This window comes from Streptomyces sp. NPDC053513 (genome assembly GCF_044544765.1).
Taxonomy (GTDB): domain Bacteria; phylum Actinomycetota; class Actinomycetes; order Streptomycetales; family Streptomycetaceae; genus Streptomyces; species Streptomyces litmocidini.
This window is the reverse complement of record NZ_JBITXP010000008.1, coordinates 20,203-45,157: the sequence shown is the minus strand read 5'-3', so window position 1 is coordinate 45,157 and position 24,955 is coordinate 20,203. Positions and strand designations below refer to the sequence as shown.

Sequence of the window (24,955 nt, the reverse complement as noted above, 5' to 3'; positions counted from 1 at the left end):
CTCCACATCTCTCCAGAAGGCGGTACGGACTCGGTGGATCGACACGTGACAGTGGAAAGCGCACTGCGCGGGGCGGCACCACACCTCCTCCTGGACTCCCTCCGTACCAGTCTCGCGCAGCAGTACGCCGCGTCCTGCGCCGACCTGCTGCTCATCGACTACGGGTTCACGTCCCTGCGCCCCGTGCGGCCCGTGCAGGCACCCGCCGGGGTGCGACACGTGCCCGTGGACACGGGGCCCGCCGGTCGCGCCTTCCGCACGCAGCAACCATATCTTTTCCGTGATGACGGGCCCACGGCGACCGTTTGCCTTCCCGTCACGGTCCGCGGCGACCGGCTCGGCGTCCTCGTGGTCCTGCTGCCCCCGGACCGCGCCACCCCGGGGACCGTCGAGAGCCTCGGCCGCGTCGCCGAGACCCTCGGACACGCCCTGCGCGTCGCCGACCGCCACACCGACCTGTACCGCAGCACCCGCCGGACGCGCGCCCTCACCGTCGCCGGGGAGATGCAGTGGGACAGCCTGCCGGGCCGGTCCTGCACCGGGCCGGCCTTCGACCTGCACGCCTACTGGGAACCCGCCTACACCTCGGGGGGCCACCTCCTGGACTGGAGCGTGACCGAGGACGAACTGCTCCTCGTCGTCGCCGACGGCGCCGGACCCGGCACCCCGGCCGCCCTGGTCAGCACCCTCGCCCTCAACGCGATCCGCAACGCCCGACGGGCCGGACTCGACCTGGTGGGGCAGGCCAGCCTCACCGACCAGGCGCTCTACGGCCAGTACCGGGGGAAGAGCCCGCTCGCCGCGCTCCTGCTCCGCCTCGACCTGGCCACCGGCGGGACCGAGGCCGTCGACGCCGGATCGCCGACGCTCTGGCGGACGCGCGGAACCACGACCGAGCGCATCGAACTGGACCGCCAGCTGCCCCTCGGCATGTTCGAGGACACCGTCTACGCCACGCAGCGCCTCCGCCTCCTGCCCGGCGACCGGCTCGTCTTCGTCGCCTGCGACCCGGGCGGTCCCCCGCACGGCGGGGAGAACGAGGCGCTGGACGGCCCCGTCGCCCGCGCCCTGGCGCGGACCGCCCGCCTGAACTGCGCGGACGCCCCCAGAGCCGTGGTCCGGGCGCTGCGGGAGACGCCCCGCGACGTACCGGACGCCGTCCTCGTCGTCTGCCTCGACTGGCACGGACCCGGGGCCGGACGATCCGGTGCGGCCCCGGAGGGGGACGGCGGCCCGCTCCCGCCGTCCCTCTCCCCCTGACACGACCGCGGTGGGCGTGATCCCCGATGCGGGCGGTGTGGAATCCATGAAGAGGGGAAAGGCGGAGTACGAGGTGCCCAGTGCGCCCGCCCATCCGTACGAGGGGAGTGCCAGGGCCATGACGGACGCCATCACCGCGGAGCGTGCGGTACCGGAGCCCCTGCTGTCCGCGAGTGCCGTGTTCGACAGCACCGCCGACGGCGGAGCGATCGGTTCCGCACGTGCCTTCACCGCCGACTTCCTCGCGGCCGCGCCGGCCGTCCGGCGGGAACCGGTGACGCGGGAACGCGTCGACCTGGCGAAGCTGGTGGTCAGCGAACTGGTGACCAACGCGCTCCGGCACACCTCCGGCCCCTGCCGCCTGCTCCTCGAACTGCGCCAGGACGCCCTGGAGATCTCGGTGTTCGACCGTGCGGCGGCCGCCCCCGTACCCCGCGGACACGACCCGCGCCGGATCGGACAGCACGGCGTCGAGATCGTCGTCGCCGTCTGCGAGAGCGTGCGCGTGGAGCCGGAGCCGGACGGCAAGCGGGTCCGGGCCCTCCTCTCCCTCCTGCCGTCGGACGCCGGGGCGGGAGCCTGACGGCAGGCGCGCCCACGCGACGCACCGGCTCCGCGACGGAACCGGCCGGGCCGAAGCCCTAGGGGCGTCGGACCCGGCCGGGAGAAGCCCTCGGGGACGTCACGGGGCCGTCAGCCGGACCTCAGCGCCGCTCGCCGGACGTGCGGCGCGACCGCCGCCGGAGGGAACGGCGCTCGTTCTCGGTGAGACCGCCCCACACACCCGTCACCTGACGGGAGTCGTCCATGGCCCAGCGCAGGCACTCCGCCCGCACCGGACAGTGCCGGCAGACCTCCTTGGCCTCGTCGGCCTGGACGACCGCGGAGGGGCCCACCCCCACGGGGAAGAACAGGTCGGGGTCCACCTCGCGGCAGGCCGCCGCCGCCCGCCAGCCGTCCATGTGGGCCTCCCGGGTGTCCATGTGATCCTCCTGGTGCATGCGTCGTCACTCGTCTCCGTTCGCCTCACCGCCCGCCCGCGGCCGAAACCGCCCGGCGGCGATTCGTCCGGCACGGACAGGGCATCCGGAGGTCGAGCGAGAGGAGCGAGCCGACATGACCACAGTGAAGGCCCACATGCCCGGGGCGGGGAGAGCGGTCCGCGAGGAGGCCGTACGGGCGGGCGCCCGAGCCGGTTTCGCGGCACGGGGCGTGCTGTACCTGCTCGTCGGGGCACTGGCCGTACGCATCGCCCTGACGGGGACGGACGAGCAGGCCGACCGGGGAGGCGCCGTCGCGCACCTGGCGGCCACCCCGTTCGGTGCCGTCCTCCTCTGGGCCCTGGGCGCCGGCCTCGCGGGAATGGCGGCGTGGCGCCTGTCGGAGGCGGTCCTCGGAGCGGCCGGACCCAAGGGGGACAAGGTGTACACCCGCGCCCTGTCCGCCGGCCGCTGCGTCTTCTACGCCGGCTCCGCCTTCCTCGTCCTCTCCTTCGCGATGGGGGAGCGGGGGAGCGGCGAGGGCTCGACCGACCGGCAGAGCCGGGACCTCACCGCCCGCCTGCTCGAACTCCCGGGCGGCCGCTGGTGGGTCGGCGCGGTCGCCGTCGGCGTTCTGGCGGCCGGGCTGTGGATCGCGGTCCGGGCGGTCCTGCGGAAGTACCGGGACCACCTGGCGTGGGGGCGCCTGGAGACGTACCAGCGCCGCTTCATGGACGTGACCGGCGTGGCCGGCGGCATCGGGCGCGGCCTCGTCTTCGCCGCGCTCGGGCTCTCCGGCGTGCGGGCGGCGACGGCGTTCGACCCGAGCCGGGCCAAGGGCATGGACGACGCGATCCGTTCGTTCGCGCAGACCCCGGCGGGCCCCTGGCTGCTGCTCGTCGTGGCCGCCGGCCTCGTCCTCTTCGGAGCCTTCTCCTTCGGCCAGGCGAAGTGGCGCGACCTCTGATCCCGCTCCGTCGCGTCCGGCTCAGGTCGGGAGGGTTCCGGTCGGGAGGGTTCCGGGGAGCGGTCCTTCCGTGAAGTTCCTGTGCCCTGGAGGTGGGGGTATGGCGGACATGGGCCCGGCCCGTACCGGAAGAGGGGGGTTCACTTGATGTGCGGTCCGTACTGAGGGAGGGTGGACGAGCGAGTTGTCGTCGAGCGGGAAGGTGGCGGGCCCCCATGGGCGGCCACGCATATGACTGTTTTCGAAGACGATCCGGGCCTGTCACGGGCCACTCCCACGGTCGCGGGCACCTCCTGGCTCCGCTCGCCCCACCCGGCCCTGGTGGCCGACGGCCGGGGAAGCGTCGTGGAGTTCAACGACGCCGCGGCGGACCTCTTCCCGGGGATGGACGTCGGCGCGTGGCTGGACGAGGTCGTCCCCGGCTGGCTGGCCGATGCGCACCGGCGACTCACCCGTCCTCCGCGGAAGCGGCCCGTTGAGAAGTCCGTCCGCGCGGGGCGCCCCGCTCTGCGGGGGAGTCACGAGGGCCGCCTCCTGCGGGCCCACCCCACCGACTCCGGCCACGGCGACGTCGCCTGGTGGCTGGTCGACGACTCCGACCTGACCGCGGCGGAGGAGGCCCTGAGGACCGAGCAGGAACGCACCGCGCTCCTGGCGGAGGTCTCCACGCAGCTGCTGTCCTCGCTCAACCCGGACCGGTGCCTGGAGAAGACGGCCCTGCTCGCGGCGGCCCACCTCGCCGACGCGGCGCTCGTGATCTCCCCGCCCGTGCGGAACCGGCACGGTGTGGTCATCGCGGTGGGGGACCGGGTCACCGGGCACCAGGTGACGATGGACCCCACGGCGGTTCCCGGCCTGGCCGAGGCCCTCCAGGGCTTCCCGCCGGTGCCCGCCCGGTGGATCGATCCGGCCGAGCTGCCGGAATGGGCCGTGCCCGAAGGCGTGGAAGGGCCCCCGGGATCCGTCTCCATCACCTCGCTGCCGGGCCACGGCGTGCCCGCGGGCGCCCTCATCCTGCTGCGGCGCAGCGGCCGGACGGCCTTCGACGCCTCGGAAGAACTCTTCGCCCGGCTGTTCGCCGCCCGCGCCGGCGCCGCACTGTCGGCCGCGCGGATGTACGCCGAACAGGCGCGCATCACCCGTGCGCTGATCGCCGAACTCCTCCCGCCGCAGCTCCACCACGTCCACGGGGTCGACTTCGCCGGCGGCTACCGCACCTCCCACGACACGGAGAGGATCGGCGGCGACTTCTACGACGTGCACGCCGGGACCGACGCCGACCAGGAGTCGCTCGCCGTCCTGGGGGACGTGTGCGGCAAGGGGCTGGACGCCGCCGTGCTCACGGGCAGGATCCGCAGCACCCTGCACGCGCTGCTGCCCCTCGCCGACGACCACCAGAACGTCCTGAGGCTGCTCAACGGAGCCCTCCTGACCGCCCGCCACACCCGGTTCGCCACGCTGGTCCTGGCCTCGGTGAGACGCACGGGCGGACGGGTACGGCTCAGGCTCACCAGCGCCGGCCACCCCGGGCCGCTGATCCTGCGCACCACGGGAGAGGTGGAGGAGGTGGACACGAGCGGAACCCTGGTGGGAGCGCTGCCCGAGGTCACCTCCCGGTCCGCGACCGTGCACCTGGCGCCCGGAGAGACGTGCCTGCTCTACACGGACGGAATCACCGAGGCCCGGGGCGGGCCGCTCGGGTCGGCCATGTTCGGGGAGGAGCGGCTCCGGACCGCCCTGGCCGACTGCGTCGGACTGCCGGCGGAGGCCGTCGTCGAACGCATGCAGATGATCGCGGGCGACTGGGTGGGCGGCGGCCCGCACGACGACATGGCGATCGTCGCGATCACCGCACCGCACACCACCCATCTGTCCGCGGTCAACGGGCACACCCGGGGCAGGTACACCGCATGACCACACACACCACGACCTCCTCCCCCGACCTCGCCGGCACCCGCGAGCGGCTGTGGGCGGCCCTGGGGGAGAGGGACGAGGCGGCGGCCGCCGCGGCGGTCCTCGACGCCTGTGACGCCGGCACACCCGTGGAGGAGATCCTGCTCGACGTGATCGGTCCCGTGCAGGCCCGGGTCGGCCGCGCATGGGCGGCCGACCGGATCAGCGTCGCCCAGGAGCATGCCGCGACGGCCATCCAGGAACGCCTCATCGCGGCCCTCGCCCATCGGACCCCGCCCTCCCGCCGCCCCCGGCCGGCGGGTCCGGGGGGAGACGGGACGGCCCCGCGGCGCGTCACCGTCGCCTGCGTCGACGGGGAATGGCACGCCCTGCCCGCCCGCCTCCTCGCCGAGGTCCTGCGCGGCCGCGGCTTCCTCGTCGACTACCTCGGGGCGCACGTCCCCACCCCGCACCTGATCGCGCACCTCCACCAGACCGGGGCGGACGTGGTCGCGCTCTCCTCCTCCCTGCCCGTCCGCCTGCCGACGGCCCACGCGGCCGTCACCGCCGTCCAGGCCATCGGGCTCCCCGTCATCGTCGGAGGAGCCGCTTTCGGTCCCGACGGCAGATACGCCCGTCTGCTCGGCGCCGACGGGTGGGCGCCCGACGCCCGCGCCGCCGCCTCCCTCCTGGCCGAGGGCCCGCGGCGTCCCGCGGGAGTCCTGGCCGGTTCGGACCGCGGCCTGCCCCATCTGCTCGACCAGGAGTACACCCTCGTCACCCGCACCCGGACCCGGCTCACCCGCGGCGTTCTCGAAGGGCTGGAGGCCAAGGTCCCGGCCATGGCCGCGTACACCGGGGAACAGCGAGAACGGACGGCCGAGGACATCGCCCACATCGTCGACTTCCTCGCCGCGTCCCTCTACACCGACGACGCCGAGCTGTTCACCGGCTTCCTCACCTGGACCGCGGAGGTCCTCCGCGTCCGCGGCGTCCCGACCGGCGCTCTGCTCGCCGCGCTCGACCTCCTCTCCGAAGCCCAGCGCGACTTCCCCCGCGCACAGGCCCACCTCGCCGCAGGACGTCGCGCCCTCATCCGCGTACCCGACCCCCAGGCCTCCGGACTCCACGCATGACCGCACTCCCCGACCACACCTTCGAACTGGCGATCGTCACCGATGAGGACGGCGTCCTGTACGCGGAGCTCGCCGGCGACCTCGCCTGGGACGTCGCCGACGAACTGCTGGACGCCGTCCGCGCCCGCCTCTCCTCGGCCCCCGGCCTCTCGGACGTCCACCTCGACTGCGCCCGGATGACCTTGTGCGACTCGATGGGCCTCTCCGCCTTCCTGGCCCTCCACCGGGACACCGAGGCGGCGGGAGCACGGCTGCACATCGACCGCAGGCCGCCCTTCCTCGACAGGCTGCTCCTGCTCACCGGCACGTACCGGCACCTGACGGGCATACCCGGGACGGCCGAGTCCGACGGCGTCGCCCCGGGCGAGGAGACGGACAGCCCTCAGCTGCCCGGCCCCTGACGGGGCGCGGCCCGCCGCGCCGGCGAGGCCCTCAGGAAGGCCGGTCGGGCGAGGGCGGCCGGAAGCAGGCGGTGACGTCCTTGCCCCGGGGGCAGGGACGGGCCTGCCAGTCGTCGGCGAGGGCGTCGATCAGGAGCAGGCCCCGCCCGCCGAGGGAACCCTCGTCGGGACGGCGCTGCTCGGGCACGTGGGACGACGCGTCGTGCACGGTCACGTGCAGACACTCCTCGTCCCACGTCAGGATGAGCTGGGCGTCGCTGTGGGCGTGGACGTGGGCGTTGGTGACCATCTCGGAGACGGCCAGGACCACGGAGTCCACCAGGTCCGGCGCCGTACGGTCCCAGCCGAGGGCCGCCAGGTGCTCGCGCGTCCAGTCCCGCGCCGACTTCACGCCGCTGCTGACGGGCAGCGACCGCGCCCATCCGACCGCTTTCAGTGAGGGGTCCCGCGCCATGTCTCTCCTCCGCTCGGCCACGCTGCACGTTCCGTCTGCCCCGCCCCTCGGCGCGAGAACCCGGGAGCCGGCGACCGGGCCCGGTCCGAACACGACCGGGACGGCCGCAACGGCGCCCGCGTCAGCGGCCGCTGACGACACCTCACGCCTGGCGGACACATCCCGGGAAAAAAATTTGGAATGGACTTTTACGGTCGGGGTAGGCGGCTGCCAGCGGACCACGAACCGGGGTTCGGGATGAGGGAGAGAGGGGACAGGTGTGACGGTCACCACGATGTCGACCACGGACGTTGAGGTCGGGACGGGGACACTGCCGGAGGTCCCGGACCCGTCGGCGGTCGCGCCGAAGGACGCCCGAGCCCTGTCGAAGGTCTTCTTTCAGCAGCTCACGGTGCTGGAGGAAGGGACCCACGAGTACCAGTACGCGCGCAACACCCTCATCGAGATGAACATGAGCCTGGTCCGCTACGCGGCCGGGCGGTTCCGTCACCGCGGCGACGAGATGGAGGACATCGTCCAGGTCGGCATGATCGGCCTGATCAAGGCGATCGACCGTTTCGAGCTCTCCCGGGAGGTCGAGTTCACCACGTTCGCCGTCCCCTACATCGTCGGGGAGATCAAGCGGTTCTTCCGGGACACCTCCTGGGCGGTCCACGTGCCCCGCCGCCTGCAGGAGGCCCGGGTGGAGCTGGCCAAGGCGACCGAAGAGCTGAGCACGCGCCTGGGCCGGATGCCGACGGTCAAGGAACTGGCCGAACTGATGAGCCTCACGGAGGAGGAGGTCACCGAGGCGCGGCTGGCCTCCAACGGCTACAACTCCTCCTCGCTCGACGCCGCACTGGGCGGCGAGGAGGAGAACGGGGACGCCTCCCTGGCCGACTACATCGGCAGTGAGGACCCCGCCATGGAGCTGGTGGAGGACTTCCACGCCCTCGCTCCGCTCCTCGGCGGCCTCGACGAGCGCGACCGGCGGATCATCCACCTGCGGTTCGTCGAAGAACTCACCCAGGCCCAGATCGGGGAACGGCTGGGCTGCTCCCAGATGCACGTCTCCCGTCTGCTCTCGCGCACGCTGAAGCGCCTGCGTGAGGGCATGCTCGCCGACAGCAGCTGATCCTGGGGCCCACGGGAGCCGGCCCGAAGGGGGGAACCCACCCTTCGGGCCGGACCGGCCGCGCCTCCTGGTCCGCACCTGTTCGGGCCCGTGCCTGTTCAGGAGCGAAGGGGGTCAGTGCTCGCAGAGGGAGAACTCCCGCTCGTAGAGCTGCTCGTTGTGTTCGTCGACGAAGAACTTGCGTTCCCGCATGAGCTGTTCGCGGTACTCCTCGGCCTGGGCGCGCGTCATGGTCGAGGTGGCGGACCAGGGCTGCTGCGGGGGCACGTCGGAGGTCGAGACGATCTTCTCCGACGGGTCGACCAGGAAGAACGCGAGGATCTTGCGATGGCCCGGCCGAGTGGGGTCCACGAGGCGGAACGGGCCGACGCGGTGCTGCAGGACGTTCGGGAACGCCAGACAGCGGCCCGCCGGTGTCGACGCCGACCCCAGCACCTGGTTCAGCGCGTCCTCGTCCTCCAGTCCGTACACCTCACGCAGACCGTTGTCGTCGTTCTGCTCGTAGTCAGGGTCGTCGAGCGCCGCCCGGAAACTCAGCCGGCTCTCGGTGATGTTCTCGCTGTCCCAGTAGTAGATGCCGGTCGAGACGATCCGCTCGTTCAGCATCCCCTCGACGTGCCACGAACCGCCGGCGTACTCGGGCCTCTCCGGGGTCAGGTGAAGGGTGGCGAGCTTGACGACGACCTGGAGACCGCGGCCGCGCAGATCGATCCGGGCGGACTCGTCGGGCACCTCGGGCGGGGTGAAGTCCGGGGCGTCCGGTACGACCGGGCGGCGGTTCTCCCACCAGTCGTCCTGGGCGCTTTCCCATGCACGGAGGGCTTCGGCGTAGGCCTCGTCGTCGCCGTAGGAGGACCTGTCCGGACACACCGGCTCCGAGTCGTACCACCCGTAGGGATCGGCCTCGATCCGCAGGGGCCGCGGATGGCGCAGATCGGTGAGCACGTTCTCCAGCAGCGGGCGCATGCGCGCGAACAGGTCCGGCAGGACGGAGGCGAGTTCGTGATGAGCCTCGGGGTGGACGTTGTTGACGTACGAACGGAAGACGACCTCGCCGTCGTCACGGACGTCGACGTCCGTGGGCAGCCACTGGAACCTCTCCGAGAACTCGTACTTCGAGTAGCGGTCCGTCGGGTTCCGCCAAGCCCGCTCGGGCGCGCCGCTCACCTCCCGCACCAGGCAGAACAGGGAGGGGTGGACCAGATCCAGCACCTGGCCGTCGGATCCGGGATGCCAGTCCCGCTCCGCTTCGGGGACCTGCTCCAGGACCCGGACGGCCTCGCGCAGCCGGGACCTGAGCTTGTCGTCGATCAGGGTGTCCGACTGCCACACCCCGTCGACGGCGGACACCTCGACGCCGGTCCGTTCGTCCCGCAGCGCCGCGTAGTGCGCGAGCTCGGCGAGCACGTAGCGAACCTGCGCTTCGGTGAGCCCCTGGGCGATCGCCTCCCGCGTCCACCTGGCGACGACGCCGGCATCGTTCATCTTGTCGAACCACCCCGGCTTCGCCCGGATGTGCGAGCTGCACTGCATCATCTGAAGCTCCCGCAGCGTTCGGGGCGTCGCGAACGCTGCGGAACGGGAAGCGTGAAAGGGCAGCGGGAAAGCGGACAGGCCGGTCAATTCTCTTGGTCCTCCCGGTCGGTGTGCGGTGGCGGGAACGATACTTCAGCGCACTGACACCGCCGCCGTCACCGCGGACGCCGTCGAGGGCCACGGCGTGTGGGGCCGGGACCCCGGCCTCTGACGACCCGGCCGGTCAGAGGGGGACGTTCAGAGGGTGACGACCGTCGTCTCGGTCGCCTTCACGCTGGTCCAGACGGACACCCCGTCGGCGAGGCCGAGTTCGGCGGCGGCTTGCGGGGTGATCTCGGCGACGAGGTCGGGGGCGGTGTCGGAGACGACGAGGACGCGCAGTCGGCTGCCGCTGGTGGTGATCTCGCGTACGGTGCCGGGCCAGACGTTACGGGGGCTGCCGGCCGGCTTCTCGCGGTGGAGGGACACCGCCTCGGGGGCGACGATCGCGAGCGCGGGGGCTCCGGGAGGCGGCGGGTCGGCCGCGACCAGGGTGCCGCCGCCGTCGAGCGCGAGGCCTTCCGCGGTGGTGGTGCCGGGCCAGGCGTTGCGGCCCAGCATCCGGGCGACCCATGGCGAGCGGGGGTGACGCGTGACTTCGGCGGGGCTGTCGTCCTGGAGGGCGCGGCCGTCGTCGAGGACGAGCACGCGGTCGGCGAGGGAGACGGCCTCGACGGGATCGTGGGTGACGATGAGACAGACGCCGCCGAAGCGCGCGAGGTGCGTGCGCAGGGTGTGGCGGACGTGGGCGCGGGTGGTCTGATCGAGGGCGGCGAGCGGTTCGTCGAGGACGAGCAGCCGGGGCCGGGCGGCGAGGGCCCGGGCGAGGGCGACGCGTTGGGCCTGGCCGCCGGAGAGCTGGGACGGCCTGCGGTGGGCGAGGTGGCCGACGCCGAGCCGGTCGAGCCAGGTCCGGGCCTCGCGCCGGGCTTCGGCGCGCGGGACGCCCTGGGAGCGCAGGCCGTAGGCGGTGTTGGCGAGCGCCGTCATGTGGGGGAAGAGGGCGCCGTCCTGCGGCACCCAGGCGACCCGGCGGCGGTGCGGGGGCAGCCCGGTGACGTCGACGGCGCCGAGGGTGAGGTGGGCGTGGGCGCGGGGCGTGAGGCCGAGGAGGGCGCGGAGGAGGGTGGTCTTGCCGGCGCCGTTGGGGCCGACGACGGCGATGGTGGTGCCCGGTTCGGCGTCGAGGGTGAGCCGGGTGAAGCCGGTGACTTCGGCGTGCAGCGCCCAGCGCTCCCCGGGCCCGTCCGTCTCGGCCCCGTTCGCCCCGGACCCGTTCGTCTCGGGAGAGGCGGACGGGAGGCCTTCCCCCGGGCCGGGTTCGGCCCCGGGGGCGGCGGCACGGCGGACGCGGTCGGCCGGGGCGCCGGTCCATCGTCCGCGCAGGGCGACGAGCACGGCCATGGCGATGGCGAGCAGCAGCAGGGAGACGGAGGTCGCCGCTTCCGGTTCGTCCTGCAACAGCAGATAGACCTGGAGGGGGAGGGTCTGGGTGGTGCCGGGCAGGTTGCCGGCGAAGGTGATCGTGGCGCCGAACTCGCCCAGCGCCCGCGCCCAGGTCAGGGCGGCGCCGGCGATGACCCCGGGCGCGACCATGGGCAGGGTGACGGTGAAGAAGACCCGGACCGGTGAGGCGCCGAGCGAGGCCGCCGTCTCCTCGTACCGCGGCCGCAGTCCGCCGAGCGCGCCCTCCAGGCTGATGACCAGGAACGGCATGGCCACGAACGTGGCCGCGAGCACGGCACCCGAGGTGTGGAACGGCAGTGTGACGCCGAACGTCGACTCCAGCCACGGCCCGAGGAGCCCCCGCCGCCCGAAGGCGAGCAGCAGCGCCACACCGCCGACGGTCGGCGGCAGCACCATCGGCAGCAGTACCAGCGAGCGGACGAACGCCTTGCCGGGGAAGGACACCCGGGCGAGCAGCCAGGCCAGCGGGACGCCGAGCAGCAGCGACAGGCCGAGCGCCCAGAACGAGACGAGCAGCGAGAGCTTCAGCGCCCGGACCGTGCCCGGCGAGCTCAGATGGCCGGCGAGCTCGCCCCACTCGGTCCGCGCCAGGATCCCGATCAGGGGCAGCGTCAGGAACGCCACGGCCGCCAGCGCGGGCAGCGCCAGCAGGAGGGGCGGGCGGGTGCCGGAGGTGCGTACGCCTGCTCGTTTCATCGATGGTCCCGAAGACTTGAGGGCATGGAGGGCGAGGGGCTGTCCGTCCCCCCGGTACGGACAGCCCCTCGCGATCTGGGTGCTCCCTGACGGTTACGGCTTCTGGAAGCCGGCGTCCTGGAGGATCTTCTGGCCTTCCGGGGAGGAGAGCCAGGCGACGAACGCGGCGGCCGCCCGGGCGTTCTTGGAGTCCTTGAGCGTAGCGGCCGGGTACTGCGCGACGGCGTTCTGCGCGTCGGGGATCTCGACGGCGTCGACCTTGTCCCCGGCGCTCTCGGCGTCCGTCCTGTAGACGAGTCCGGCGTCGGCCTCGCCCAGCTCGACCTTGCTGAGCACCGCGCGGACGTTCGGCTCCTGGGAGACCGGCTTCACGGTGATCTTCTGGGCGTCGAGGATCTTCTTGCTGTACTTGCCGGCCGGCACCTCCGGGGCGGCGAGGACGACCTTGAGCTTGGTGTCCGCGAGGTCCTTCAGCTCGTCGATCTTGAAGGGGTTGCCCTTGCCGGTGGCGATGACGAGCCGGTTCTTCGCGATGACCGCCGGGGCGCTCGTGTCGGCCCTCACCTTGTCCATGCTCTTGGTGTCGGCGGTGACCAGGACGTCGGCGGGCGAGCCCTGGGCGACCTGGGCGACGAGCTCCTGCGAGCCGGCGAAGGAGAAGGTGATCTTCGTGCCCGGGTGCGCCTTCTCGTAGGCGGCACCGGCCGTCTTGAACACGTCCGTCAGGGACGCGGCCGCGAGGACGGTCAGGTTCGCCTGCGGCGCGGAGCTCGAACCGGAGCCCGCCGGGCCGCCGGTGTCCTTCTCGCCGCCGTCGCTCGACGAGCAGGCCGCGAGCGGCACCAGCAGAGCGGCGGTGAGGACGGCGGCGGCCGTACGGCGTCCGGCGGGGGTGAGGACGAGGGACATGAGGTCTGGTCTCCTGGGGACGAACGGAAGGTGCGGTGGGAGGCCGGCCGTGCTGGCGGCCGGGGCGTACCGGTGGTGCGTGAGGGGTCGGGGGATCAGGTGCGGTCGATGTGCACGCTGGTCGACTTCACGCGGGCGGTGGCCTGCATGCCGACTTCCAGTCCCAGCTCCTCCACGGCCTCGCGGGTGAGGAGGGAGACCAGGCGGTGCGGTCCGGCCTGGATGGTGACCTGGGCCGCGATGTCACCGAGCCTGATCGCCGTGACGATGCCGGGGAACGCGTTGCGTGCCGTCGTGTACGGCACGTCCTCGTCGTCGCCCTGGGCGATCTCCGCGGAGAACGCGGCCAGCGACGTGCCGTCGATGACGCGCCGGCCGCTCTCGTCGCGGTGGGTCGCGACCCGGCCCGCGTCCGCCCAGCGCCGGGCGGTGTCCGGGCTCACGCCCAGCAGACGAGCGGCCTGCCCGATGGTGTAGGACTGCATATGCGACACCGTAGGGCTCCCTGCCTCTTATCTGCAACAAACACGTAGGACCCTCCATCGCGTATGAGAGGGGGCTTGGAGGAAGGGACGAGGAGAGGCGCCCGGTGGTCTCAGCCCTCGGACGGAGAGGGGTCGGGAAGCCGGTGGGCGCCGATCCAGATCCCGGTGCCCGCGCTGCCGTAACGGGCGCCGCAGCGGTCGGACGGGACGACGAGCCGGGTGCCGGCGGCGTCGAGCTCCTCGTCGTCCATGCGGGTCGCGAGCAGCACGGGGGCGTTGCCGAAGTCGGCGTCGATCTCCGCCCACGGCAGAACCGTGTGGTGCCCGTCGCCGTCGCTCACGGCCACCAGGAAGCGGGAGCGTTCCTTGCGGCGGGCGGGGTCGAAGCCGGGGCGCGCCCCGGCCCCCGCGGCGTGCGGGCGGCACCGCGCGGACGCGTGACGAGGACGGGGCGGGGATGGCACGGCGGACGCCGTGCCACCCCCTTCGGTCGTACGGGCTCGGTGCGGCCGTTCCTACGCGCGGGCCGTCCGCGTCCGGTGCACGAGACCGGTGATCACGTCCACCACCAGGAAGGCGAGCAGCGTGCAGCCCAGGACGGGGAGTGCCCAGCCGAGGGCGGCGACCAGCGGGACGCCCACGGCGAGCGCGGGCAGCGGGATGCGGCGCCAGGTGCCGCGGGCGGGAGCGCGGCCGGCGAGGGCCGGGCGGCCCTCGCGGTTCGGGCGGCGCTGCCACCACATGCGGTAGCCCCAGAAGGTGATGAGGATCAGGCCGAGCGCGACGACGGCGAGCACGACCTGGTTGGCGATCCCGAAGAGCACGCCCATGTGGCCCTGCACGCCGAGCTTCGACAGCTTGGCGAGGAGCGGGTAGTCGGCCCACCGGGTGCGTGCGGTGACCTCGCCCTTCGCGGGGTCGACGGCGACCTGGTCGTAGTGGACCGGCCAGACGTCGTCCTTCTGTGCCACGACCCAGGCGCTGGAGGCGTCGGCGGGCGGAGTGAGCTGGACCGTGCCGCCCAGGCCCGCCCCGCGGGCGGTGGTGAGCGCCGCTTCGAAGGCGGCCGGATCCGGGTCGGCGGGCTCGGCGGCCCCGCCGTGCCCGCCGTGGCCCGCGTGGCCCGCGTGCTCGTCACCGGCCTCGGGGGCCGGCTGGGCGCCCGGCAGCACGGTGTCCAGTTCCGGTGCGTGGCCCTTGGCGGCGTCGAGGAGCCGCCCGAAGCGTTCGCCGGAGTACGTGGACCAGGTCAGACCGGTCGCGCTCAGGAAGAGCAGGCCGAGGGCGAGCCAGACCCCGGTCGCGGCGTGGAGGCTCCGGGTCCGGCGCACCCCGCGGGCGGCACGGTCGGGCAGCAGGACGCCCCGGACGGACTTCGCGCGCTGACCTCGGCTGCGGCCGAGCCACAGGACGAGGCCGCCCACGACGAGCACCCACAGCCAGCCGGCCGCGACCTCGGCGTACAGGCGGCCGGTCTCGCCGAGGTGCAGGCTGCGGTGCAGTTCGTCGAGCCAGGTCGTCAGGGGGTGGAGCCCCATGAGGTGGTGAGGTCGCCCTTCACCTTCGCGGTGTAGGGGTCGACGAAGACGGTGCGCTGCTTCTCGCCCAGCTCGGGCACGGAGAGCACCACACGGGTGGTGTCCTCCGGCTCGGCCGGGGTGACGACGGAGGCGAGGCTGCCCTCCGGGTGCGCGGCCCGGGCGGCGGCGATCTGCTCGGACAGCGGGCGCGGCCGGTCGCCGACCCGCTCGACGCGCAGCTGGTCGCCGTAGACGAGCTGGTCGAGCTGCGGGGTGAAGGTGTAGACGAGGCCGGTGAGCGCGGCGACGAGCAGGAACGGGGCGACGAACACCCCGGCGTAGAAGTGGAGCCGGACCAGCAGGGCCCGTACGCCCTGCCAGGAGCGTCCGGCGGGCGCCGCCCCGGCGGCGGGAGCCGTTCTCTGCGGGTCTTGATCGATGGTTGCGGACATGCGTGATCCCCAAAGGTGCGCACGCGGTACGAAGGCGCGCGTGCGAAGAATCCGAAAGGTGAGGTGGACCGCCGCGAGGGCGGGTGGCGTGATCGCGTCCGTGCGATCAGGCGGGGATCACCGGGGGAGGGCCTCGTCGGGGACGGCAGCGGGTCAGGAGGACGCCGAGGCGTACGTGGCCGGCGGTGAACGGCGCCGGCGGCCGTCCCTCGGGCGGGGCCGGGCAGGATCCTGCGGGGGCGAGAAGGGGGAGACGGGGCAGGAGCAGGGCGGCGAGCCGCCGCAGGATCCGTTCTCCGTAGATCACGCAGAGGGCGGTGCCGAGCGTGGCCAGGGCGTGCGCGGACGTCATCGGGGCGTTCATCGCGTGTCCGGGGCCGGCGGCACCCATGTCTGCCGGCATGGCCATGTCTGCCGGCATGGTCATCCCCGTGCCATGGTGGTGTCCGGTGGCCATGGCACCGTGACCGGAGCCGTCGGCCGACGGCATCGTCATCCGGTGGAACACCAGATGCAGGGCGAACTGCGTCGCGCCCAGGGTGAGCACCGTGACGTCGAAGCGTCGGCGGCGACCGCCGAAGAGCACGGTGCCCAGCAGCGTCAGCCCGGTGAAGACCATCCCGAGCCCGCGAGCGCCCGGCAGCGAACCACCGGCGGCGACGTGGCCGACCGCTCCCAGAAACAGGGACGCGGAAGCACAGAGCAGACCCTTCGAAGTCCGCCTCTGCCGGCTGTCCCGTCCCCCCACCGGCACAAGGTATCCAGCGGCTGTCCGGCCGCTGTCGCCTTCGAGCGGCACCCTCGACCGTCCGGGGCGACACGGAATGACCTGTTGTACCGTCATGATCCCTTCGTAGAAGGGTTGTTCGGCCGGGAACGCTCGGGCGGTGTCGTGGTGAGAGCGGCGGAGCGGTCCTTCGGGGTGGGCGGAATCACAGCGGAAGGAAAGGGATGGAACGGGCCGAGTGGGACGTTTCCGAGTGGTGCGCTCCGTCGTCTGCGGACGCCGGTCGGTTCCCGCGAAGGGCGGTGGCTTTTCTCACTTTTTAGGGCGGTTTGTGGAGTATCAGTGGCTGGGCAGCATCGACGTGCCGGAAAGACCGGGGATCCCGGACCCTGGATCCCGAACACCGAAGGGGCGAGGTGGCCACATGCCCGATACGACTCCCGAACCGATCGCGACCTTCTGCGGAAAGTGCGACTGCGGGTGCCCGCAGCTCTTCGTGGACGCGGATGCGCCCGACGACAGGCGCGTCCGCATCACCGACGACTTCGGCCAGCAGGTGCAGATGAGCGAGGAGCAGTTCGCCGACCTCGTCGCCCAGGCCAAGGCCGGCGCCCTCGACCGCTTCGTGGCGGCCGCCGCCTGAGGCGAGCGTCCGCCGACGGGCCGGCCTGCTCCGTGCGCATGGAACACACGGAGCACATGCGACCCGCGCCCGTCGGCGGACGCCGGTGTCACCTCCTCCGAGGTCGGGGCATGGGGGAGGGCTGCCAGGCGCGCAGGCGCAGGCTGTTGCCGACCACCAGGAGCGAGCTCGCCGACATGGCGGCGGCGGCCACCATCGGGTTGAGCAGCCCGGCCATGGCCGGCGGCACGGTCACCAGGTTGTAGCCGAAGGCCCAGACGAGGTTGGCGCGGATCGTGGCCAGGGTGCGGCGTGCGAGGCGTACGGCGTCTGCGAGCGCTTCGACCCCGGTGCGTACGAGCGTCACGTCCGCCGCACCGATGGCGGCGTCGGTCCCGTCGGCCAGGGCGATGCCGAGGTCCGCGGCGGCGAGAGCTGCGGCGTCGTTCACGCCGTCGCCGACGACCGCGACGCGATGACCGCGTTCCCGCAGCGCCCGTACGAGAGCCGCCTTGTCCTCCGGGGCGCAGCGGGCGTGCACCTCCTCGATGCCCAGTTCCGTCGCCACCGCCAGGGCGGGGCCCTCGGCGTCACCGGTGGCGAGCACCGGACGCACGCCGAGCCGGCGGAGCGTATGCACCGCCCGGTAGCTCCCCGGGCGTACGGCGTCCCCGATCTCGATCAGGGCCATGGCCTCCCCGTCGACGCGGACCAGGACCGGAGTACGGGCGTTCGCCTCGGCCGACGTGAGCGCGTCCGCGAGGGCGGCGGGCAGCGCACCGTCCGGCGACGGGGCGCCGACCTCCACGACCCGGTCGTCGACCCGGCCCCGGACACCCCGTCCCGCCACGGCGCGGAACCCGGTGACGGCCGGCAGCGCCGACCCGGCCTCCTCCCCTCGGGCACGGGCGACGATCGCGCGACCCAGGGGGTGCTCCGAGCCCTGCTCGACCGCCCCGGCCAACCGCAGGGCCGCCACCTCGCCCAGCCCGCCGGGCACGGCCGTGACCCGGATGACGGCCATCCGTCCTGAAGTCAGCGTGCCCGTCTTGTCGAGGACGACCGTGTCGACGTGCCGCAACCCCTCCAGGGCCTTCGGGCCACCGACCAGCACGCCGAGCCGGGCACCCCGACCGGTCGCGGCCAGCAGCGCCGTCGGCGTCGCAAGGCCCAGGGCGCACGGGCAGGCGACCACGAGAACGGCCACGCAAGCCGTGATCGCCGCCTGGGCGCCCCCGGCGCCTCCGCTGCCGAGCCGGAATCCGAGGGTGCCGACGGCCAGGGCCAGGACGACGGGGACGAAGACGCCCGCGACTCGATCGGCGAGCCGTTGGGCGCGCGCCTTGCCGGCCTGGGCGTCGGCCACGAGGCGTGCGACACGGGCGAGGCGCGTCTCGGAGCCGACCGCCGTGGCCCGTACGAGCAGCAGGCCACCGACGTTGACCGACCCACCGATCACCGCGGCACCCGGTCCGACGCCGACGGGCTCGCTCTCCCCGGTGACCAGGGACAGGTCCACCGACGAATCGCCCTCCACCACCTCGCCGTCGGTGGCGATCCGCTCGCCGGGGCGCACGACGAACTCCTGCCCGGTGAGCAACTGCTCCAGAGGGACGACGCGTTCGCGCCCGCTCTCCCGTACCGACACCTCCCTGACAGCCAGTTGGGCGAGCGACCGCAGGGCCGCGCCGGTCCCGTGCCGGGCCCGCCCTTCCAGGAACCGACCCGCCCACACGAACAGCGGTACGCCGACGGTCGCTTCGAGATAGACGTGCGCCATCCCGTCGGGTGCGTCGGGGAACAGGGTGAACGGCATGCGCATCCCCGGCTCGCCGGCGCCACCGAGGAACAGCGCGTACGAGGACCAGGCGAACGACGCCGCCACGCCCAGGGACACCAGCGTGTCCATGGTGGACGCCGAGTGCCGCAGTCCCCGGAGAGCCCGCACGTGGAACGGCCACGCTCCCCACACGGCGACCGGGGCCGCCAGCGCGAAGCACAGCCACTGCCAATGGCGGAACTGGAGCGCGGGCACCATGGACAGGACCAGGACGGGAACCGCCAACAGGGCGGTGATCAGGAGCCGGTCGCCTTCGTCCGCAACCGGTGCCGTGAGGCCCGCGGCCGGTTCGGAGCGCTGGGGTGCGGGCGGTTCGGGCAGCGTGGCGGTGTAGCCCGCCTTCTCCACGGTGGCGACGAGCTCGTCGACGAGGACCCCCGGCGGGTGCCGGACGCGGGCCCGTCCGGTCGCCAGATTGACGGTCGCCGTGACCCCTTCCAGTCGGGACAGCTTCTTCTCGACCCGGTTGACGCACGCGGCGCACGTCATGCCTCCGACGGCCAGATCCGTGGTGATCAGGTCCGTCGTGAGGGGGGACGCCAGAGCCTCGGCCGTCACCGGTGTGCTCCCGCGTGCTCGTGCCCGCTCCCGTGCCCGGTGTCCCGGGGGCCGTCCGTGGGCGATGGCCGGGCGCCCGGACCGACGGGCCCGACCGCGGTCCCCAGCGCGTACGACCCCCCGAAGACCAGCACCAGCAGGACCAGGTACGCCCACAGGGCGGCGGGCGGCCGGTACGTGCCGGAGGCCGCTTCCTCACGTGGTCGCCGCGGGCGCGACGAGGATTCTCGGGTGGTGTCCACCGGCCGTTCCTCCAGAGCACGACTGTGGCGCCGCTCGGACAGGGCGCGCTTCTGGAGGAGTCGTCGGACGACCGGGCTGTCGGGTTCCGGCGGGAGGGGCGGGATCACCCCCGTGCGGGCGGCCCCGTCCCCTCATCCGCTCGCTACGGAGGTCAGGCGAGAGCGAGTGCCTTCGTGCCCCGCCCCCTCGTGGGCGCCGCGGCCCGCGGCACCGCCGGATCAGCCGCAGTGCTGGGTTCCTCGTCGCCCCGCAGCAGGGAGACGAGGGTCGTCCGGGCGCGGGCGACGCGCGAGCGGACCGTGCCGATCGGGCAGCCGATGGCGTCCGCGGCCTCGGCGTAGGGCAGGCCCAGGAGTTGGGTCAGGACGAAGGCGTCGCGCCGTTCGGCGGGGATGGAGTCCATCAGCTCGGCGAGGGCGATCCCGTCCTCGAAGCCGGGCAGACCCAGGGGCTGGGTGTGCTCGGCCTCCGCCTGCCAGTCGTCGCGGTCGGACAGCCGGGGGCGGGCGGCGGCGTGCCGGAGGCTGTCGACCACGGTCCGCCGGGCGATCGACAAGATCCACGTGCGGGCCGAGGACCGCCCCTGGAAGCGGGGCAGCGCGGCGATCGCCCGGAGGAAGACCTCCTGGGCGAGGTCGTCGGCCGCCTGGCGGTCGGCGCTCAGATAGGCCACGTACCGCCACACGTCGCGGTGCAGGGCGCGAACGAACAGATCGGCCTTGGCGGGGTCGCCGTCCCGCGCGGCGAGGGCGAGCCGGGTGGTCGCCGCGTCGGTGTCGGCGTCCGGCGCGTGCGCCGAGCGGGGCGGTCCGGTGGGTCCCTGGGGAAGGGTGTCATGGGCAGGAGTCATCGCCACACGTCCTTACGAGGCAAGGGGAATCCGGCGGCGCGCACAGGAGTACGGCGGCGCCGGTGAGGGGTCACGGCCTGCCGTCGCGGCAGGGCCGATGCCCGAGCGACGGAGACGCGGAGCGCGTGCCGTCGGGCTCGGGGAGCCGGCTGTCAGGCGACAGCGACCGCCCTCGGTGGGCCTCGGGAGACGACGGAATGGGCGAGCAGGAGCTGGAGGGGAGCGCGCTCGTCACCGGCGCGGACGGGCCGGAGCCGAGGAGGCCGCGACGGTACGGGGGCGACGGCGGCGAGCAGGAGCCGCAGGGGGCGGAAGAGCGCCAGGGGGAGCGCCCGTACGAGGCGGAAGGCGGCCCGCTCGCCGTACGCCAACCACAGACCGCTCAGGAGCGCGGCGAGAAGGTGCGCGGACAGCATGCCGAAGGACGAGGACATGTCCGTCATGTCGTGGGCGGCGGCAGCCTGGTCCATGGTCGCGTGCCCCATGGCCATGTGGCCCATGGGCATGTTGTGCCCCATGGCCTCGTGGCCCATGGACGCGTGTCCCATGCCGGTGTGAGCCATGTCCGCACGGACCGTCTCGACCTGAACCGCCTGCAGGTGAGGCATCGGCGTGACGCTGTCCTGCTGGTACCAGGAGAACACCGCGTGCAGCACGCTCTGGACGGCCACGGTCGCCGTCGTCACCGCGAGGAGACCGCGCTCGCGGCCCGCCAGGATCCAGGCGACGGCGAGCGTTCCCACGAAGGCGAGACCGAGCGCCGGCGCGGGCAGGTCCTGACCCGACATCAGGACGTGGCCGGTGGCCGCGAGCAGCACGCAGACGGCCGCGAACAACGCGGCCCGCACTCCTCGCGAACATCGGCCTGGGGTCATGGCGCGCCCATCCTTGCACCCTTCTCCGGCGGCATGAGGGCGGGTACGTCGTGGGGCGAGGCCGCCCCCTCGGCCCGTCGTCCCATGAGTACGCGACTGTGGCGCGCCCCACAAGTGCGCCTCGGGAACTCACGGCCCGCTCGCGACGACTTCTCCATGTCGACGACGGAACCGCCGTCGCAGGGGAGGGGGTAACCGCGTGAAGTCCGCAAGGGAGGCGGCCGCGGCCATGGCGGCCACGCCGGCCTCGACGGCCGGATCCGAGCGTGTCACGCCGCGCGGGCTGACCGCGCTGCTGACAACGGCCATGGCCTTCTCGATGGTGCAGCTCTTCCTTCTCGGCGCGCTCGGACCGCGTCTTGTCGCCGGTCTCGGCCTGTCGGAGACGTTGCTGGGCCTGACGACCACGGTCGGGTTCGGCACCGCCGCCGTGCTCTCGCCCGGCGGCGGCCGGACCGTGGACCGGGTCGGTCCGCGGCGAGCTCTCGTCGCCCTGCTCGCCGTCTCGGCGGCGGCGCTCGGGCTGATCGGCGCGGCCCCGGGGCCGGGCCTGCTCCTCGCGGCGGTCGCGCTGGGCGGACTTCCGCAGGCGCTCGCCAATCCGGCGACGAACAAGGCGATCCTCGCGGCCGTCCCGGCCCCGCGCCGGGGCGCGGTCACGGGTGCCAAGCAGTCCGGCGTGCAACTCGGTGCCTTCGCGGCCGGGCTGCCGCTCGCGGCGGTGGCGGGCCTGCTCGGCTGGCGGGGTGCGGTGTGGGTGGCGGCCGTGGCCGCGCTCGCCGCCGCCCTGTGGGCCTGGCGGGCGCTGCCGGCCGACCCGCCGCCGAAGACCGGCAGCGCGGCCTCCACGCCGGCCCCGCCCGACGGCCCCGTGCCGTGGCTGGCCGGCTTCTCGCTCTTCCTCGGCGCGGGGATCGCCTCCGTCAACACCTACCTGGCGCTGTTCGGCGCCCAGCGGCTCGGCATGGGGCCGACGGTGGCGGGCGCCCTCGTCGCGGTCCTGGGCGTCGCCGGGATCGCCGGCCGGGTCGGCTGGTCGCGTGCCGCCACGCCCGGGCGGGCCCCGTGGCTCCCCGGCCTGCTCGCCACGGGGGCCGTCGGCGCCGCCGTGCTGCTCGCCGCCGCCGTCCGGGTCGAGCCGCTGGTGTGGGTGGCGGCCGTGGCGGTGGGCGTGTTCGCCGTCTCCGGCAACGCCGTGTCGATGGTCCTCGTCATGCAGCGCTCGGCACCGGGGCGGGCCGGGCAGGACTCCGCGCTCGTCGCGGCCGGCTTCTTCGCCGGGTTCGCCCTGGGACCGCCGCTCTTCGGACTCCTCGTGGAGCACGGCCGGTACGGCGCCGGGTGGGCCCTGGTCGCGGCGGAGTTCGCCGTGGCGGGGGCCGTCGCCTTCGTCTGGGCGGTCAGGGACCGGCGCACGGGACGGGTGGGCGCGGCGTGACCGGCGCGAGGGGCTGGGCCGAGGAGGCGCTGGAGCTTCTGTTCCGGCGGGTGGAGGAGACCGCCGGGCAGGTGGGCGCCCGCTTCCCGCTGTACGCGGACCCCGACGACGGCCGCTGGACGACCACCGGGCGGGGGTCGTGGACCGGAGGCTTCTGGGCCGGGCTGCTCTGGCTGCGTGCCCGGCACACGGGCGTGGCCGCGGACCGATCGGCGGCGGCCGCCGTCACCGCCCGGCTCGCCCCCTGGGCCGAGGCCGACACCGCGACCCGGGGCCTCATCCTCTGGTACGGGACGGCCCCGGCCGCCGAGGACGATGCGGCCGCCGGCCTGCGCGAGCGCGCGGCGAAGACCGCGCTCGCCGCGTGGGACCCGGAGCTCGGCCTGGTCCCGTGGGGCACGGCGCTCGGCGGCCCACGGCTGCGGGCCCGCGCGGACGGCGTCCCCGGGCTCGTACCCCTCCTGGCGTCTGCCGGACCGGAGGGGCGGACGGCCGCCGCGACGCACCTGCACCGCCACCTCGACCTGTGCCTGTCGGGAGAGGCGCCAGGACGGCCCCGCCCGTCCTGGCGCTGGGACGAGGCGCGCGGGGGCTGGGCGGCGGAGCCCGAGCCCGCGCCCGGCTGGGCCCGGGGCGAGGCGTGGCTGCTGCTGGCGGTCGCGGACGGACTGCTGCGAGCGGAGGGCGGAACACCCTGGCGCACGGACAGGCTGACTGCGGCAACGGAACGGCTGTTCCAGCAGGGGGAGTTCCTCGACGGACCACTCGTCCCGCCCGCAGAATCCGCAGAATCCGCAGAAGCCGCAGACCCCGGAGACCACGGAGGCCCCAGAGACCCCGGAGGCCACCTGGACACCTCCGCCGCAGCCATCGCCGCGGTCGCCCTGCTGAAGCTCGCCCAGCTCTCCGGGGCCGCGTGGGCGACGGCATGCGCGGCACGTTCCGAGGCCGTCCTGCACCACCTCGTGGAGGTTCACCTCACCCGGTCGGCCGGCAACCGCCCGGCTGGTGCCGGTCCGGCGGGTACCCGCCCGGCCGGCATGCTCCTGGACGGCTGCTACGAAGCGAAGAGCGGCACCGCCGTCCGTCACGAACTCGTCTGGGGAGACTTCTTCCTCGCCCTCGGCCTGGCCGGGCTCCTCGGCCGCGTCGACCTCACGCGGGTGTGACGGCCGGCCCCGGCTGCCGGCTCCGCAGTACGCGCCGGGCGACCGAGGAGACGTGCTGCTCGTCGGGACCGTCGAGGATCCGGGCCGTCCGCCCCGTACGGAACAGGGCGGGGAGCGGGGTGTCCGGGCCGAGACCGGCGGCGCCGAAGACCTGAACGGCCCGGTCGGCGACCTCCTGGAGCGTGCGGGCCGCCGCGGTCTTCGCCAGGCCCACCTCCACGTGCGCGTCGCGTCCCTCCGCGACCGCCGCCATCGCCTCGTGCACCAGGGGACGGGCGCTCCGCAGCGCCAACAGCGACTCGAAGACGTGCAGTTGGACCAGCTGCCGGTCCGCGAGAGGTCCGCGTGCCCCCTGACGTTCCACCGCGCGCTCGCACAGGAGGTCGAAGGCGCGCTGCGCCTGGCCGACCCAACGCAACGCCCTCAGGGTCCGGCCCAGTTGGAGACGCTCGCCCGCGATCGTGAGCGCCTGGCCGGGTTCGCCGACGACGTGGTCCTCGTCGACGTCCACGTGGTCGAACTCGATTTCGTACTGACCGGTCGCCCCGAGCGCGGGCAGGTCACGGACGATCCGGAAACCGGGCGAGCCGGTGGGGACGAGGATCAGGGACAGCCCGCCGCGGTCCCCGGCCGTCCCGCTCGTCCGGGCGAGCACGGTCACCAGGTCCGCGTCCGCCGCGTTCGACACGAACCACTTGCGGCCCGTGACCGTCCAGCCGCCACCGGGCCGTCGCTCCGCCCGGGTGGCGGTGAGGAGCGGCTCGGTGCCGGGAACGCCCTGCTCCGTCATCGCGTAACACGTGCGCAGCTCGCCCGAGACCAGGCGGCGGAGGTACTCCGAGCGCACCCGGGGAGAGCCGTGCCGCGACAGCATGGTCACGTCCGACAGCGAAGCCGACCCGAGCGCGGCCGGTCCGTGATCGCTGGCGCCTTCGGCCTCGGCGATCGACGCGTACGCGCGCAACGGCAGCCCTCCGCCGCCCAGTTCGGCCGACAGGGGCAGAGCCCACAGTCCGGCTTCCCGAGCCTCCGCCCGCAAGAGGCCCCGCAGCTCCCGGGCGGCCGGACCGCCTGTGTCCAGCCGGGGCTCGTGCGGGTACACGCGGTCGCGGACGAATGCCGAGACCCGCTTCCGCAGCAGATCGAGGTCGGCATCCCGAACCGTTACGTCATGATCCGTCACTGTTTCCTCCGTTCGGGGAACTCGACAGAACGCGCGTCCGACTGCCTGCCCGTGGAAGAGGTCGGGCGTACCCGCCCTCCGGTTCCCGCGATCGTGACAGTCCCGTGCGCCAGCCATCGCCCGCGCGAGGAGAGGAGAGGC

At 73.8% G+C, this 24,955-nt stretch carries 22 protein-coding genes and 2 pseudogenes; 10 read left to right on the top strand and 14 right to left on the bottom strand.

Annotated elements, in window-relative coordinates; all coding sequences use genetic code 11:
- The first annotated feature begins 45 nt into the window (after positions 1–45).
- Both ACIGW4_RS15770 and ACIGW4_RS15765 read left to right on the top strand, forming a co-directional pair.
- Entirely contained in the window at positions 46–1,260 is a 1,215-nt protein-coding gene (locus ACIGW4_RS15770) for a PP2C family protein-serine/threonine phosphatase (RefSeq protein WP_399580921.1), read from the top strand.
- 46 nt (positions 1,261–1,306) lie between these two features.
- On the top strand, positions 1,307–1,843 hold the full coding sequence (locus ACIGW4_RS15765; protein ID WP_398709630.1) for an ATP-binding protein: 537 nt from the start codon (positions 1,307–1,309) through the stop codon (positions 1,841–1,843).
- Between the two features lie 121 nt (positions 1,844–1,964).
- On the opposite strand, the gene ACIGW4_RS15760 is transcribed toward ACIGW4_RS15765, so the two are convergent.
- Positions 1,965–2,222, bottom strand: coding sequence for a WhiB family transcriptional regulator (locus tag ACIGW4_RS15760; protein WP_399581288.1), 258 nt, complete (start codon positions 2,220–2,222; stop codon positions 1,965–1,967).
- A gap of 154 nt (positions 2,223–2,376) precedes the next feature.
- Here ACIGW4_RS15760 and ACIGW4_RS15755 point away from each other — a divergent pair, with 154 nt between their 5' ends.
- The 4 genes from ACIGW4_RS15755 (at position 2,377) to ACIGW4_RS15740 (ending at position 6,637) form a co-directional block, all read left to right on the top strand.
- A complete protein-coding gene (locus ACIGW4_RS15755; RefSeq protein WP_399580919.1) occupies positions 2,377–3,207 on the top strand; it encodes a DUF1206 domain-containing protein in 831 nt (276 codons plus the stop codon).
- A 231-nt stretch (positions 3,208–3,438) separates the two neighbouring features.
- Positions 3,439–5,121, top strand: coding sequence for a PP2C family protein-serine/threonine phosphatase (locus ACIGW4_RS15750; RefSeq protein ID WP_398709627.1), 1,683 nt, complete (start codon positions 3,439–3,441; stop codon positions 5,119–5,121).
- The gene (locus tag ACIGW4_RS15745; protein ID WP_399580917.1) at positions 5,118–6,236 is read left to right on the top strand and encodes a B12-binding domain-containing protein; all 1,119 of its coding nucleotides are present in this window, start codon (positions 5,118–5,120) and stop codon (positions 6,234–6,236) included. Before ACIGW4_RS15750 ends, ACIGW4_RS15745 begins: the two co-directional genes overlap by 4 nt.
- The gene (locus tag ACIGW4_RS15740) at positions 6,233–6,637 is read left to right on the top strand and encodes an STAS domain-containing protein (RefSeq protein WP_359589727.1); all 405 of its coding nucleotides are present in this window, start codon (positions 6,233–6,235) and stop codon (positions 6,635–6,637) included. Before ACIGW4_RS15745 ends, ACIGW4_RS15740 begins: the two co-directional genes overlap by 4 nt.
- A gap of 31 nt (positions 6,638–6,668) precedes the next feature.
- Here ACIGW4_RS15740 and ACIGW4_RS15735 read toward each other — a convergent pair whose 3' ends face one another.
- On the bottom strand, positions 6,669–7,091 hold the full coding sequence (locus ACIGW4_RS15735) for an ATP-binding protein (RefSeq protein WP_123458198.1): 423 nt from the start codon (positions 7,089–7,091) through the stop codon (positions 6,669–6,671).
- Between the two features lie 259 nt (positions 7,092–7,350).
- On the opposite strand from ACIGW4_RS15735, the gene ACIGW4_RS15730 reads away from it, so the two are divergent.
- On the top strand, positions 7,351–8,205 hold the full coding sequence (locus tag ACIGW4_RS15730; RefSeq protein WP_398709622.1) for an RNA polymerase sigma factor SigF: 855 nt from the start codon (positions 7,351–7,353) through the stop codon (positions 8,203–8,205).
- Between the two features lie 114 nt (positions 8,206–8,319).
- Here the strand turns inward: ACIGW4_RS15730 and ACIGW4_RS15725 are convergent, their stop codons facing one another.
- The 7 genes and pseudogenes from ACIGW4_RS15725 to ACIGW4_RS15695 all read right to left on the bottom strand — a co-directional run bounded on the left by ACIGW4_RS15725 (position 8,320) and on the right by ACIGW4_RS15695 (position 15,928).
- Positions 8,320–9,828: a DUF4246 domain-containing protein gene (locus ACIGW4_RS15725; RefSeq protein ID WP_399580914.1), complete on the bottom strand. Its 1,509-nt coding sequence runs from the start codon at positions 9,826–9,828 to the stop codon at positions 8,320–8,322.
- Between the two features lie 150 nt (positions 9,829–9,978).
- Positions 9,979–11,943, bottom strand: a complete 1,965-nt coding sequence (locus ACIGW4_RS15720) for an ABC transporter permease (RefSeq protein ID WP_399580912.1) — start codon at positions 11,941–11,943, stop codon at positions 9,979–9,981.
- A 93-nt stretch (positions 11,944–12,036) separates the two neighbouring features.
- On the bottom strand, positions 12,037–12,852 hold the full coding sequence (gene modA, locus ACIGW4_RS15715; RefSeq protein ID WP_398709617.1) for a molybdate ABC transporter substrate-binding protein: 816 nt from the start codon (positions 12,850–12,852) through the stop codon (positions 12,037–12,039).
- A gap of 95 nt (positions 12,853–12,947) precedes the next feature.
- Positions 12,948–13,337, bottom strand: coding sequence for a molybdopterin-binding protein (locus tag ACIGW4_RS15710; RefSeq protein WP_399580908.1), 390 nt, complete (start codon positions 13,335–13,337; stop codon positions 12,948–12,950).
- A 110-nt stretch (positions 13,338–13,447) separates the two neighbouring features.
- A pseudogene (locus tag ACIGW4_RS15705) lies at positions 13,448–13,735 on the bottom strand (molybdopterin-dependent oxidoreductase); the annotation flags it as partial.
- A gap of 117 nt (positions 13,736–13,852) precedes the next feature.
- Positions 13,853–15,309: pseudogene (locus ACIGW4_RS15700) on the bottom strand (PepSY-associated TM helix domain-containing protein).
- Positions 15,310–15,415: 106 nt separating this feature from the next.
- Positions 15,416–15,928, bottom strand: coding sequence for a hypothetical protein (locus ACIGW4_RS15695; protein WP_399580906.1), 513 nt, complete (start codon positions 15,926–15,928; stop codon positions 15,416–15,418).
- A gap of 532 nt (positions 15,929–16,460) precedes the next feature.
- Between ACIGW4_RS15695 and ACIGW4_RS15690 the strand changes: the two genes are divergently transcribed.
- Positions 16,461–16,679: a hypothetical protein gene (locus ACIGW4_RS15690; RefSeq protein ID WP_123458191.1), complete on the top strand. Its 219-nt coding sequence runs from the start codon at positions 16,461–16,463 to the stop codon at positions 16,677–16,679.
- Positions 16,680–16,767: 88 nt separating this feature from the next.
- On the opposite strand, the gene ACIGW4_RS15685 is transcribed toward ACIGW4_RS15690, so the two are convergent.
- The 4 genes from ACIGW4_RS15685 to ACIGW4_RS15670 all read right to left on the bottom strand — a co-directional run bounded on the left by ACIGW4_RS15685 (position 16,768) and on the right by ACIGW4_RS15670 (position 21,024).
- Positions 16,768–18,987: a heavy metal translocating P-type ATPase gene (locus ACIGW4_RS15685; protein WP_399581285.1), complete on the bottom strand. Its 2,220-nt coding sequence runs from the start codon at positions 18,985–18,987 to the stop codon at positions 16,768–16,770.
- Between the two features lie 65 nt (positions 18,988–19,052).
- A complete protein-coding gene (locus ACIGW4_RS15680; RefSeq protein ID WP_399580902.1) occupies positions 19,053–19,298 on the bottom strand; it encodes a hypothetical protein in 246 nt (81 codons plus the stop codon).
- A gap of 152 nt (positions 19,299–19,450) precedes the next feature.
- A complete protein-coding gene (locus ACIGW4_RS15675) occupies positions 19,451–20,149 on the bottom strand; it encodes a sigma-70 family RNA polymerase sigma factor (protein WP_398709608.1) in 699 nt (232 codons plus the stop codon).
- 152 nt (positions 20,150–20,301) lie between these two features.
- The gene (locus ACIGW4_RS15670; RefSeq protein ID WP_399580901.1) at positions 20,302–21,024 is read right to left on the bottom strand and encodes a hypothetical protein; all 723 of its coding nucleotides are present in this window, start codon (positions 21,022–21,024) and stop codon (positions 20,302–20,304) included.
- Positions 21,025–21,253: 229 nt separating this feature from the next.
- On the opposite strand from ACIGW4_RS15670, the gene ACIGW4_RS15665 reads away from it, so the two are divergent.
- Both ACIGW4_RS15665 and ACIGW4_RS15660 read left to right on the top strand, forming a co-directional pair.
- Positions 21,254–22,462 carry an MFS transporter gene (locus ACIGW4_RS15665; protein ID WP_399581283.1) on the top strand — a complete coding sequence of 403 codons (1,209 nt, stop codon included), beginning with the start codon at positions 21,254–21,256 and terminating at the stop codon, positions 22,460–22,462.
- Positions 22,459–23,631, top strand: coding sequence for a sugar ABC transporter permease (locus ACIGW4_RS15660; RefSeq protein ID WP_399580899.1), 1,173 nt, complete (start codon positions 22,459–22,461; stop codon positions 23,629–23,631). Before ACIGW4_RS15665 ends, ACIGW4_RS15660 begins: the two co-directional genes overlap by 4 nt.
- Here the strand turns inward: ACIGW4_RS15660 and ACIGW4_RS15655 are convergent.
- On the bottom strand, positions 23,618–24,931 hold the full coding sequence (locus tag ACIGW4_RS15655) for an acyl-CoA dehydrogenase family protein (protein ID WP_399580896.1): 1,314 nt from the start codon (positions 24,929–24,931) through the stop codon (positions 23,618–23,620). The two genes, ACIGW4_RS15660 and ACIGW4_RS15655, sit on opposite strands and share 14 nt — an antisense overlap.
- Positions 24,932–24,955 lie beyond the last annotated feature (24 nt).